General features: G+C 67.5%; 6 protein-coding genes. 4 read left to right on the plus strand and 2 right to left on the minus strand.

Annotated features, from left to right (window positions below; all coding sequences use genetic code 11):
* The first annotated feature begins 42 nt into the window (after nt 1-42).
* From BQ7391_RS03755 to BQ7391_RS03765, 3 genes are all read left to right on the plus strand, one after another.
* Nucleotides 43-2,469 carry a glycoside hydrolase family 3 protein gene (locus BQ7391_RS03755; protein ID WP_083662075.1) on the plus strand — a complete coding sequence of 809 codons (2,427 nt, stop codon included), beginning with the start codon at nt 43-45 and terminating at the stop codon, nt 2,467-2,469.
* 223 nt (nt 2,470-2,692) lie between these two features.
* On the plus strand, nt 2,693-5,632 hold the full coding sequence (locus tag BQ7391_RS03760; RefSeq protein WP_075279362.1) for a glycoside hydrolase family 3 protein: 2,940 nt from the start codon (nt 2,693-2,695) through the stop codon (nt 5,630-5,632).
* 271 nt (nt 5,633-5,903) lie between these two features.
* Entirely contained in the window at nt 5,904-7,343 is a 1,440-nt protein-coding gene (locus BQ7391_RS03765; protein ID WP_075279363.1) for a family 43 glycosylhydrolase, read from the plus strand.
* A 173-nt stretch (nt 7,344-7,516) separates the two neighbouring features.
* On the opposite strand, the gene BQ7391_RS03770 is transcribed toward BQ7391_RS03765, so the two are convergent.
* Nucleotides 7,517-9,190 carry an OPT/YSL family transporter gene (locus BQ7391_RS03770; protein WP_075279364.1) on the minus strand — a complete coding sequence of 558 codons (1,674 nt, stop codon included), beginning with the start codon at nt 9,188-9,190 and terminating at the stop codon, nt 7,517-7,519.
* A 416-nt stretch (nt 9,191-9,606) separates the two neighbouring features.
* Here BQ7391_RS03770 and BQ7391_RS03775 point away from each other — a divergent pair, with 416 nt between their 5' ends.
* Complete coding sequence (locus BQ7391_RS03775; protein ID WP_075279365.1) at nt 9,607-10,404, plus strand: type III pantothenate kinase; 798 nt, start codon at nt 9,607-9,609, stop codon at nt 10,402-10,404.
* 285 nt (nt 10,405-10,689) lie between these two features.
* On the opposite strand, the gene BQ7391_RS12480 is transcribed toward BQ7391_RS03775, so the two are convergent.
* On the minus strand, nt 10,690-11,700 hold the full coding sequence (locus BQ7391_RS12480) for a serine hydrolase (protein ID WP_083662076.1): 1,011 nt from the start codon (nt 11,698-11,700) through the stop codon (nt 10,690-10,692).
* Nucleotides 11,701-11,844: the final 144 nt, after the last annotated feature.

The following is an 11,844-nucleotide window of genomic DNA, read 5'->3' on the forward strand; positions in this document are numbered from 1 at the left end:
CACCGCCGAGGGAAGAGATGGCTCCGACAAAAGGAGACAAGCATGAAGAGCATTTCGCGTAGAGGGTTCTTTGCCGGCACCGCGGTGACGGCCGGCCTGCTCGGCCTGGCGGCGTGCGAGGGCACGTCCCAGACCACCGAGGAGCAGCCCGCCTCCGGCAGCGGCTATACCGAGACGGAGACTGAGTTCGGCTACACGCTCGTCGACAACGGCGACGGCAAGCAGCTCGGTTACTCCAAGGACTCCGGTCTCAAGCTCATCGAGCAGGACGGCTACGCCTTCAAGGATTTCGAGGGCACGGGTGAGCTCGTCCCGTACGAGGACTGGCGCCTCTCTGCCGAGGAGCGCGCGGACGACCTTGCCAATCGCATGCCGCTTGACCGGATTTACGGCCTCATGTGCTTCTCCGCCCACCAGAGCTCTCTCGAGGAGGACAACTCTGTCACCGACGAGCAGAAGGAGTTCCTGGACGGCGGCGTCCGTGCTGTCCTGAACGCGGCGGCAAGCTATCCGGCGTTCCGTCAGGCGGAGTGGGCAAACGGCATGCAAGCCTACGCCGAGGGCTCCGAGAACAAGATTCCCATCAACTTCTCGTCCGACCCGCGCTGCGGCCGCAACTGCGCCGACTGGCCCGGCAACCTCGCGCTTGCCGCTACGTTCGATCCCGAGGTCGCCAAGCAGGCCGGCGCGGGTATCGCATCCGACCTGCGCAAGATGGGCATCGCGATGTTCCTCGGCCCGCAGTGCGACGTTGCCTCCGACCCGCGCTGGAGCCGCTTCAACGGAACCTTCGGCGAGGACCCCGCGCTCTCGCGTGACGTCACCCGTGCGTTCTGCGACGGCCTCCAGTCCACGGTGGACGAGAATGGCGAGGACCTGGGCTGGGGCACCGGCTCGCTCGTGGCAATGGTCAAGCACTGGCCGGCCGAGGGCGCGGGCGAGGGCGGCCGTGAGGCGCACATGGCGGGCGGCAAGTTCGCCGTCTACCCCGGCGACAACTTCAACGCGCTCATGATCCCGTTCGTCGACGGCGGCTTCAAGCTCGACGGCAAGACCGGCCAGGCCGGTGCCATCATGACGTCCTACACCGTGGCCTACGACGAGGACGAGAAGTACGGCGAGCTCGTGGGCTCCGGCTTCTCCAAGTACAAGGTCCAGGAGCTCCTGCGCGACAAGTACGGCTTCAAGGGCTCCGCATGCACCGACTGGGGCGTCCTCAACGATCCGCCCAACGGCAAGTGCTGGGGCCTCGAGGACACTGCCGAGTGGAACGTCGCCAAGCGCCTCTCGAAGGCCGTTGAGGTCGGCGTTGACCAGATGGGCGGCTGGAACGATCCCTCCTCCGTCCAGGAGGCCTATGACGACATGGTCGCCAGCCTCGGCGAGGAGCAGGCCGAGGCCAACTTCCGTGCGTCCGCCAAGCGCCTGCTGCTCGGCTACTTCAACACCGGCCTCTTCGAGAACCCGTACGTCGACGTTGACGTGGCACGCAAGGAGGTCGACGGAGCTCCCGACGACGTGACTGAGGCGGCGCTCGACGCTCAGGTCAAGGGCATCGTCATGCTCAAGAACCACGATGGTGTCATCAAGGCCGCCGAGGGCGACGCCAAGCCCAAGGTCTACGTGCCGATGCGCTTCACCCCGATCTCCAAGTCCGCCTCCGGCCAGGGTTCGGTGACCTGGAGGGAGTCCCCGGCCACCTGCGAGCTCCCGCTCCCGCTCGGCACGCTCGAGAAGTACTTCGAGGTCGTGACCGACATGCTGGCCGAGACCCTGACCGGTCCCGCCGACGAGGACGGCAACCCCACGCCCGCCGAGGCCGACCTCACCCGCCTCACTGCGGCCGATATCGCCGACTGCGACTACGTTGTCGTCTGCGCCGAGGCGCCGATTAACGGTAACCCGCGCGACGGCCGCGACGAGAACAACGAGTACATCCCGCTGTCCATCCAGTATCGCCCCTATACCGCGGATAACGAGTACGTCCGCCAGGTGTCCCTGGCCGGCGACACCCTGCCCGACGGCACCAAGGAGAACCGCTCCTACTACGGCAAGACCTCTGTTGTCACCAACGAGGCCCAGCTCGACCAGATTCTCAACGCCGCTGCGGTGGCGCACGAGGCGGGCAAGCCCTGCATCGTGATCCTCGACATCACGCAGCCGATGTGCGTCCACGAGTTCGAGTCCGAGGTCGACGCCATCCTCGTCTCCATGTCCGGCTCCACCGAGGCGGCCTGCCGCATCATCTGCGGCACCGACGAGCCCTCCGGCCTGCTGCCCATGCAGATGCCCAAGGACATGCTCGACGTCGAGAAGCAGCTCGAGGACGTCCCGAGGGACATGGAGTGCTACACCGACGCCGACGGCAACAAGTACGACTTCGGCTTCGGCCTCAACTACTCCGGCCCCATCAGCGACGACCGTACCGAGAAGTACTGCGTCGAGCCGCTGACCGAGCCCGAGGCGTAGACACGCGCTGAAGGACCCAAAGGGGCGCGCCGCTGCCATCCTCCCTGGCGCGGCGCGCCCTTTCTCTCCCGAGGTTCTTCTCACCACGTTTTTCTCGCCCGCCGCTCGAATGCGCGACGTGCGGTTTGCGCTGTCAAAACGACAGGTTGCGGGAAAGGCGAAACACGGCGTGGCCAAACCCGTTGAATGAAGATATCTGCAACAGAAGGGAAGGGGAGTACCCATGGCTGATGCCAAGAAGCCCAGGAAGAAGATGACCCGTCGCGGGTTCATCGCAAGCGGCGCCACGGCCGCCGGCCTTGTTGGCGTTACGGTTGCTGCCAACGTGGGCACCAACATGTTCAAGTCCGCCATCGACCACTACATCGGCGGCGGCGAGACCACCATCACCAACGCCCCCGGCTCCGAGGACTGGGACACCGCGTACTACGACCAGCAGTACCGCGGCCGCGGCCGTGCCACGGAGGAGGCCAAGAACATCGTCATCGAGATCGAGGGCGAGGGCATCGTCCTTCTCAAGAACGACAACAACGCGCTGCCGCTGGCCTCCGGCGAGTCCGTCTCGCTCATCGGCCGCTATGCCGCCGACCCCGTCTACGGCGGCGCCGGCTCCGGCACCGTCGACCCCAACGACTGCGTCACGCTCTATGACGGCATCGTCAACGCGGGCCTCGCGGTCAACGACACCGCCTACAACTGGATCGCCGAGAACTACGCCAACTATCCCAAGGCCAACATCACGATGGACAACCCGTCCACCGCAAGCTACTACATCGGCGAGATTCCCTGGTCCGCCTACAGCGACGAGGCCAAGAGCTCCATCGCCGGCACCACTGCCGTCGTGGTCATTGGCCGCGGCGGCGGCGAGGGCGGCGACCTCTCGCGCGACCTCGTCGGCGACGTGAACTCCGGCGTCTCCGAGAACTTCACCCCCAACGACGAGACCGCCAACTACGTGGAGGGCCAGCACGAGCTTGAGCTCTCCAAGGAGGAGATCGACCTCCTCACGGCGGTCAAGGAGTCCTGCGACAAGGTCATCGTGCTCTACAACGGCTCCACCCCGATGGAGCTCGGCCCGCTCATGGAGGGCGACCTCGCGGTTGACGCGATCCTCTCCATCGGCTCGCTCGGCGCCTCGGGCGCCGCGGCCGTGGGCCAGGTGCTCACCGGTGCGGTGAACCCGTCCGGCAAGACCACCGACATCTGGGCCGCGGACTTCACCGCCGACCCGACGTTCGGCAACTTCGGCGGCAAGCAGTACACCGACGTCTCCAACTACTACCCGACCAACTACACGGGCACCGTCTCCAACGCAACGGCGTACTTCGTCGAGTACCGCGAGGGCATCTACTATGGCTACCGCTTCTACGAGACGGCAGCCGCAGAGGCCGAGGCGGGCAACTACGACTTTGACTACGATTCCGCCGTCGTGTTCCCGTTTGGCTACGGCCTCTCCTACACCACGTTCGAGCAGACGCTCGACTCCTGCGCCGTGAACGGCGACAACGTCGAGGTCTCCGTCACGGTCACCAACACGGGTTCCGTGGCGGGCAAGAGCGTCGTCGAGATCTACTACAGCGCCCCGTATACCGCGGGCGGCATCGAGAAGAGCGCCGTCGTGCTTGGCGCCTTCGGCAAGACCGCTCTGCTCGACCCCGGCGCGTCCGAGACCGTCGACCTCAGCTTCCCGGTGCGCCAGATGGCGTCTTGGAGCTCCGAGGAGGGCGGCTATGTCCTCGACGCGGGCGACTACGTGATCTCGCTGCGCTCCGACTCCCACACCGTCATCGCCGAGCAGGGCGTCACCCTCGAGGCCGAGGCCTACAAGACCGACGACGCCACCGGCAACGAGCTTGCCAACCGCTTCGACGACATGACGACGTACATGAACGACAACTGCGGCGGCACCATGTCCCGCGCGGACTTTGCCGGCACCTGGCCCGAGGCCGCGGCCGACAAGACCGCTGCCGAGTGCGGCATCACGCTCGAGGAGTACGACTACACGCAGCACCTGGGTGACGAGGCGATGCCCACCACCGGCGCCAACAACGGCGTCTCCCTCATCGACCTGCGCGGCAAGGCGTATGACGACGAGATGTGGGACCAGCTGCTCGACCAGCTCACCGTGGACGACATGACCACGATGCTCAACGACTGCGCCTACAACACGCCCGCCATCGCGCACATCGGCAAGCCCGCCACCTCCGAGCCCGACGGCCCGGCCGGCTTCACCTCGCTCACCGGCTCCACCGGCAACTGCGCGTACTGCTCCGAGTTCGTCATGGCTCAGACCTGGAACACCGAGCTCATGTACCGCACCGGCCAGATGGTGGGCCAGGAGGCCCTGGCGTCCGGCTACAACGGCTGGTATGCGCCGGCCATGAACACGCACCGCTCGCCGTTCGCCGGCCGCAACTTCGAGTACTACTCCGAGGATCCGCTGCTCGCCGGCAAGATGGGCGCCGCGGTGGTCTCTGGCGCCGCGAGCAACGGCGTCTACGCCATGATCAAGCACTACGCCCTCAACGACCAGGAGTCCTACCGCGTCCAGCACCTCTGCACGTGGGCCACGGAGCAGACCGCGCGCGAGATCTACCTGCGCCCGTTCGAGCTCACCATCAAGGAGTCCTCGGCCGAGATGAAGTACATCGCCGACGACCAGGGCACCGTCGAGACCGTCGAGATGCCGGGCTGCACGGCCATGATGAGCTCCTTCAACTACGTGGGCACCCAGTGGGCCGGCGGCTCTCACGCCCTCTGCACCGAGATCCCGCGCGGCGAGTGGGGCTTCACGGGCTGCATCATCACGGACTTCAACCTCTACGGCTACATGGACAAGAACTGGGGTCTCGACGGCGGCACCGACATGCACCTGACCTACGCCGCCATGACGCCCGCGTTCCAGGGCACGGGCGAGGCCTCCGTCGTGGCGCGCCTGCGCGAGGCATCCCATCGCGTGCTCTACACCGTCGTGAACTCCAACGCGATGCAGGGCATGGCCCCCGGCTCCACCATCACCACCTCGCCCTCGCCGTGGCAGTACGGCGTCTGGGGCGGCTCCGCGGTACTGCTCGCCGGCGCTGCCGCGCTCGGCGTGCGCTGCTACCTCGGCGCCAAGCGCAACAAGGAGATCGAGGCCGAAGAGGCCGCCGAGAAGAAGTAGTTCTCGGCTGACCGACTGAGCCCTTCCCTCCCCGACGGGGCCGACCTTTCTCCTTGGTCGGCCCCGTCATCTTGTGCGGATGGGAAAACGGAGCGTCGCCTTGCTCCCGCAGGGTGCCTGTGCGGGGCTCCGGCGACATTTTCCCGCGACGGAGCGTCGCGAACCGCCCGCACAGCCCCTCTGCGGGGGCAAGGCGACGCTCCGTCTGGGCGAGGTGCGGCATGCGCGGGCTCTTCTCGCTATCATGGGCCGCGCGCGAAGGAGGGAATCCATGAAAGGGCGGGCGTTCAACCCCTATCTCCCCGAGTGGGAGTACGTGCCGGACGGCGAGCCGCACGTCTTTGGCGACCGCGTCTATGTGTACGGCTCGCACGACCGCTTTGGCGCCCCGATGTTCTGCGTGGGCGACTACGTCTGCTGGTCGGCGCCGGTGGACGACCTCTCAGACTGGCGCCGCGAGGGCGTGATCTACCGTCGCTCACAAGATCCGAGGAACCGCCTTGGCCTGCGCCTCCTCTTTGCGCCCGACGTCGCCCGCGGCCCGGACGGGCGCTACTACCTCTTTTACGCCTTCGACTTCATGAGCGTGATCGGGGTGGCCGTCTGCGACGAGCCCGCGGGTCGCTACGAGTTCTACGGCCACGTGAGCTGGCCGGACGGCACGCTATATGGGCGACGCAGAGGTGATGGGATGGCGTTTGACCCGGGAGTGCTCGTGGATGATGACGGGCGCGTGTGGCTGTACTCGGGCTTTCGCACCCATGTCCCCGCCATCGTGACGGGCGGCGTCCAGACGCGCAATGACGGCGGCTACCTTGTGGAGCTGGAGCCCGACATGCTGACGGTGCGCGGCGATCAGCGGCTGGTTTTTCCCACGGAGGGGTCGGGGTCCTTCGCGGGGCACGGCTTCTTTGAGGCGAGCTCAATCCGCAAGTACGAGGGACGCTACGTCTTCGTCTACAGCTCCGTGCACAACCACGAGCTCTGCTATGCGTCGAGCGACCGTCCGGACGGGGGCTTCTCCTTCGGCGGCACGCTCGTTTCGCTGGGCGATGTCGGGCTTCCGGGCCATCCGGACGAGGGGCATGCCACGAACTACCTCGGCAACACGCACGGCGGGCTGCTGCGCGCTGGGGACGCCTACTACGTCTTCTACCACCGGCAGACCAATCGCAGCTCCTACGCGCGCCAGGCGTGTGCCGAGCGACTGCGCGGCAACCCGCGTGACGGCTTTGCCCAGGCGGAGGTGACGAGCTGCGGCCTCAATGGCGGTCCGCTTGCGGGTCGAGGGGCCTATCCGGCAAGAATCGCGTGCAACCTGCGCTCCGCCTCTGGCGTGGGGCGCGTGGACGGTCGCGGGGCGCGTCGCCGCCTTGCGAGACACCCGTACTTCACTCAGGAGGGCTCCGGTCGAGTGGCGCGGCAGTACGTGGCCAACCTGCGCGAGGGGGCGGTCGTGGGGTTCAAGTACTTTGATCTTGAGAAGACCGCACGGCTCTCTGTGACGGCGCGCGGCCGTGGGGAGGGGCGCCTCGTCGTGGCGACGGACGAGGGCGGTGCTGACGTCATCGGCCTGGTTGGCCTGCAGGGCCTCGGTTGCTCGTGGGGAAGCTTCTCGGGTGCGCTCGCGTCGCGCGGGGAGCGGGAGGCCCTCTTCCTCATCGTGGAGGGTGACGTGCGGGTTGACCTGCTGGGGATAGAGCTCGCGTAGGACGCCCTTCGTGGCGGACGTGCCGACAAGAGCCTCGATATGGCCGTCGCCGCCTGTGATGACGCTCGGCCGGACTCATGTGCCCGGCCGAGCGTCCCGTTACGTCAATGCGGATGAGGGGCCTGTTTGTGGCTGGCTTGCCCCAAGTGAGCCGCTCTTGGGGACGCGCCCCGCTATCCCGCGAGCCCTGTGAGCACCGAGCTCAGCGCAATCACCACGCCCACGATGGACTCGCCGCCGAGCACCCCGGACGCCACGACCACGCCCTTCTCCTCGGAGTCGGCAACGCCGCGCGCCGCGCAGACGCGCTCGTAGACCCATCGCACGCCTGCGCCGAGCGCAGCGGTGAGGGACATGTAGAACGGCAGGTAGACGCCGAGGCCGAACATCATGGCCGGCAGGCCTACCCAGTAGAGGGCCACGCCGCCGAGAAGGCCGATAACAAACCCCGGTACGCTCGGGATGCCCGAGACCATCGTCGCAACCACGCTTGCCTGAGCGGAGACGAACATCTGCCCGGAGCCAAAGGCGCCCGGGCCGTACGCGGAGAACAGCGTGACCAGCACGGCCACGGCAACCACGGTGCCCAGAAGCGCGCCGATAGCCTGGCCGACCCACATGGCGCGCGGGCTCGTGCCGATGATGGCGCCGGTCTTGAAGTCGCTCATGACGTCGCCGGCAAGGCCACACGCCACGGCCACCACGCCGGCCACGTAGAAGAGCTGGACCTGGCTTGCGCTGGAGAACGCCGCCACGGCGAGAAGCACGATGAGGCCGAAGATCTCCATCGGGTCGATGCCCGTCTGTCCCACGGACTGCGCGCTCATGATTGTGGTCACGAAGGCCAGGAACACCACGACCACCGCCACGACCGGCCCCAGCCCGAGGCCGATGCACACGAGCAGCGCCGCGGCGGCCACCATGAGGGCGAGCGTCCCGCGCTCGAGGCGGCTCCAGCCGGAGGCTGCAGCCGCCGCCCCGTCCTTGTCTCCGTCCTTGTCGCCCGCCACGCGGCGCCCGCGCAGCACGCGTGCCGCGTGGGGCAGGATGTCCTTGAGCACCACGCCCGCGCCAGACCCCATCATGAGGCCCATGCCCAGGCTCGAGACGATGCCCTGGGCCGTCGTCACGTCCCAGAGGCCGGCGGCGCTTCCGCCCACGATGATGCCGAAGTTGCCCACGAGTGCGCCGAGGAGCCAGAACGCCACGGTAAAGCCGCCTACGAGAAAGCCCACGGAGAGCATCTGCGGGGAGTTGTAGATTGCAAAGCTCACGCCGGGGATGGGAAGCTGCGCCACGAGCGTGGGCATCCAGCCCAGGGCGTCACGCGCCACGCACCACAGGCCCGCGAGGCCCATCGAGCCAAAGAGCCGCTTGCCGGTGACGCCGCCCGTCTTGGTTGCCATGAGGGTCTCGGCCGCGGCGGTGCCGATGGGGTACTCGAGGTCGGACTCATCCACAAAGCGCCGGCGGATCGCGGCCGTGCACACGAGGCCAAGCAGCGTGCCGGAGAGCGCCACGACGAGCATCTCCACCCAGCTCACCTCGTCGGCAAGGCCGAGCATCCAGATGCCGGGAATGGTGAAGGCAAGGCCGCCGGCCACCATCGAGCCGGCCGACATCACGATCTGCGTGACGTTTGCCTCGTTGAGGCTGCGACGCCCGAAGGCACGCAGCAAGAACAGCGCGACTATGGAGGTGAAGATGGTGGGCCACGGCAGCGCGCCCATCTTGAGGGCGGTGTAGACCGAGGACGCCGTGATGATGACGCAGCCGACGCACCCGATGGCAATGCCAACCGGGCTCAGCTGCTCGCGCCACGAGGCGCGCGAGCCACTCTTGCTCATATGTGCTCCTTCGAATATCCGCTCCCCCTCATGGGGAGTCGGGTTTCTGGGACTGCTCGATTATGGCAGAACCCGGTGCGCGGCGGTGTCCGGCCAATGAAGTAAAATTGGGAGAGTTGACGGCAGGGGTCTTGCTCGCCGGGTCGCACCTCTGAGGGGGGTGAGCCCCATGGGGCTCTTGACTGAAGCCCTTAAGCCGGTCGGCGCGCTCGTCGGCCCGGTTGATGGGGCCCTGACGTTCCCGTCCAAAGCGAGCGGGTCCGGCGACGAACACGAGAGGGGCCGCTAGCCCGATGAGCTAACGGCCCTCCCGCCCTCATTCGGCGCGGCCCAGCTCTCGCGGCGGGCCGTGCCGTCAATCACGGTGTACCCAACCACGCTCTCGTGTGCGGGGTGACGGCGATTTTGGAGGACGCATGGCGCAGGGCAAGAGGGGCGCGGCCGAGAAGAACGTGCTTGCCGTTGACGTGGGCAACACCCGCACACGCCTCGGGCTCTTTGCGAACGGGGGGCTCCTCGGCACCTGCGAGCTCACCACGTGCGAGCGGCTCACTGTGGACGAGGCGCGCATGAAGCTTGCCCAGGCGGCCGCGCTGATGGGGGAGGGTCTGCCGGACGAGGCCATCCTCGCCTGCGTGGTCCCCACGCTCACCGATGTCTGGCGCCGTGCCCTCGCCGCGGCCTGCGGCTGCCGACCGCTCGTGGTGGGGCCTGGCCTCAAGACGGGGCTCAAGATGCGCTACGACGATCCGTCCGAGGTGGGGGCGGACCGCGTGGCCGACGTCGTGGCGGCGCGCGCCGAGTATGGGGCGCCTGCGGTCGTGGTGGACCTGGGAACGACGACGAACTTCGAGGTCCTGGACGCAGACGGTGCCTTCGCGGGCGGCATCATCGCCCCGGGTCTTGCCCTGGGCGCCCGTTCGCTCTCCGAGGCGGCGGCCCGCCTGCCCATGATTGAGCTGCGCGCGCCGGCCTCCGTCATCGGCCGCAACACGCGTGCGGCCATGCAGTCCGGCGTGGTTCTCGGCGAGGTGGCGCGCATCGACGGCCTGCTTGACGCCGTGATGGGGGAGCTCGGCACGGACGCCCCCGTCATCATGACCGGAGACGGCGCCGAGGCGATGGCTGCGCTTCTGAGGCACGAGGCCACGGTGGATGACACGCTCACGCTTCGCGGGCTCTGGCATCTCTGGCGCGCCAACCGGCGCGGCTGATCGGGCGGTCGGGGCGGGGCCGCGACCGCGCGTGGCCCCGGTTTTCCGAAATCCTGGCTTGCGCATGGCGAGAAGGACGCGTGGCCTCGGTTTTCTTGCCAGATGCCCGACAGTCCCAAGCTGCGCGTACGACGGCTGCATGCTCTTCACGCGTAAGCCGGGACGCCGGGAATCCGGGGCTGCGCATGACGCACGGGGACGCGGCGTCTCGTCGTAAGGGGGCCGGGCATGCGAGCCTGCGACGCTGACGTGTTGAGCCAGACTCCCGCCGCGGCGGCACGGGACCTAGAGCAGTGACGCCTCGGAGCCGCCGCACATGGTGCCGTGCGCCATGTTGAGGGCATCGATGAGCGGCAGGAGCCCGTCGAGGTAGGCGCTCATGTCGGTCATGACCACCATCACGTATGGCCCACAGTCCGAGAACACGACGCCGGCGTCGTTGGTGGACGTGAGGTCGTTCTCGTCGGCGGGGTACCAGCCCGGCTTGCTCCACACCTCGAAGCCAGCGCTTCCGCGCAGGAGGTTGCCCATCGGCGTGTAGTTTGTCTGCGCGAGGTATCCGGCAAGCTCGGAGCCGCCTGCCTCGCCGGAGGTTCCAAAGCGGTAGATCTCCTGCCACACTGAGCAGAGCTCGCTCGCGGATATCTCGGGATAGTAATAGTAGTAGCCGTCCCCGCTCGCGCCCTCGGCGCCGTGGGCGGCCAGCCAGTCACCAAACGCGCGGAGCCCAAAGGTGTCGAGCAGCGTGTGATAGGCGTCATTCGACGAGTTGACAAGGCAGTCGCGCATCGTGGCGCCCATGCCAGCCGACCCGCCGTTGTTCTCGCAGACCATCGCGCAGTACGCCGCCTTGATGCTGCTTGCGGGGTAGAGGCGCTCGTCCGAGTTGCACCAGATGCCGTTGCCGGTGCCGAGGTCGAGCATGACGGCGGAGACCGTCAGCCCCTGGTTGCGCAGATTGAAGACCTCGGCCTCAAGGCGCTGGTAGGCTTCCGTGGCAAGAAAGCCGTCGGGGGCGGTGATTGTGATGCCGGACTCCGTCGTCGTGGTGGTGACGGGCGCGCTGAGGTCGAGTGAGTGCTCTGGCTCCGGTTCGGGCTCTGGCTCCGGTTCCGACTCGGGTTCGGGCTCCGGTTCCGGCTCGGGGGCCGCCTCGTCGAGCACGATCTCAGCCGCAGGCGCCTCTTCGCGGTCCTCGTTCGCCGCCGCCCCGCTCTTCTCGCCTCCTGCGCATCCGGCGAGAAGAGCGATCGCGAGTAGCGCTGCAGCGCCACCTCGAGCAACCGAGCCCGTCATGTCCGCCCCTCTCCGTCGTGCAGCCCCATGCGGGCCCGCTGCCGCAACCCGCGCCTCCATCGATTATCGCGCAGAATCTGAAGCAGCTTTTATGATCTCAGGCCAGTTTTTCGCGCAGATGCGATTCTGCGAGAAAAACAGCGA

This window comes from Thermophilibacter provencensis (genome assembly GCF_900128445.1).
GTDB lineage: Bacteria > Actinomycetota > Coriobacteriia > Coriobacteriales > Atopobiaceae > Thermophilibacter > Thermophilibacter provencensis.

Coding starts and splice junctions, on each gene's coding strand:
- BQ7391_RS03755 (WP_083662075.1), top strand. CDS start 43: ATGAAGAGCATTTCGCGTAGAGGGTTCTTTGCCGGCACCGCGGTGACG.
- BQ7391_RS03760 (WP_075279362.1), top strand. CDS start 2,693: ATGGCTGATGCCAAGAAGCCCAGGAAGAAGATGACCCGTCGCGGGTTC.
- BQ7391_RS03765 (WP_075279363.1), top strand. CDS start 5,904: ATGAAAGGGCGGGCGTTCAACCCCTATCTCCCCGAGTGGGAGTACGTG.
- BQ7391_RS03770 (WP_075279364.1), bottom strand. CDS start 9,190: ATGAGCAAGAGTGGCTCGCGCGCCTCGTGGCGCGAGCAGCTGAGCCCG.
- BQ7391_RS03775 (WP_075279365.1), top strand. CDS start 9,607: ATGGCGCAGGGCAAGAGGGGCGCGGCCGAGAAGAACGTGCTTGCCGTT.
- BQ7391_RS12480 (WP_083662076.1), bottom strand. CDS start 11,700: ATGACGGGCTCGGTTGCTCGAGGTGGCGCTGCAGCGCTACTCGCGATC.